General features: G+C 58.4%; 1 protein-coding gene and 1 tRNA gene. Both read right to left on the bottom strand.

Going from position 1 to position 267, the window contains the following annotated elements; all coding sequences use genetic code 11:
- Nucleotides 1-68 precede the first annotated feature (68 nt).
- A tRNA-Sec gene (locus tag AAEY83_RS15635) sits at nt 69-164 on the bottom strand.
- Between the two features lie 5 nt (nt 165-169).
- Nucleotides 170-265 (bottom strand): SelB domain-containing protein, encoded by a 96-nt coding sequence (locus AAEY83_RS15630; RefSeq protein WP_351060402.1) that lies wholly within the window; start codon nt 263-265, stop codon nt 170-172.
- Nucleotides 266-267: the final 2 nt, after the last annotated feature.

Raw genomic sequence — 267 nt, 5'->3', positions numbered from 1 at the left:
AATTGATACTATCAGAGACATCTAACTTCAAGCTTTTTTACTACAACGATGTGGTTGAAAAGAAAAACTGGCGGAAGACAGCCGGAGTCGAACCTGCCCGGGAACGGATGCCGTCCCCAACCGGGTTTGAAGCCCGGCCGCGCCACCGGGCGCGATTGTCTTCCTGAACTCAGGGTGCGCAGGCGTCAGCCAGCGCGTTGTCGGGGCGGATCTGGCGGGATTCGCCGAGGCGGCGGGTCAGGCCGAGTCGGTCGAAATATTCCAGAT

Origin of the sequence: Psychrobacter sp. TB20-MNA-CIBAN-0197, assembly GCF_040309765.1 — a bacterium.
In the GTDB taxonomy this organism is placed as follows: Bacteria; Pseudomonadota; Gammaproteobacteria; order Pseudomonadales; family Moraxellaceae; genus Psychrobacter; species Psychrobacter submarinus.
Note: the sequence above shows the minus strand (reverse complement) of the source record. Positions and strands in the feature narration are given on the sequence as shown.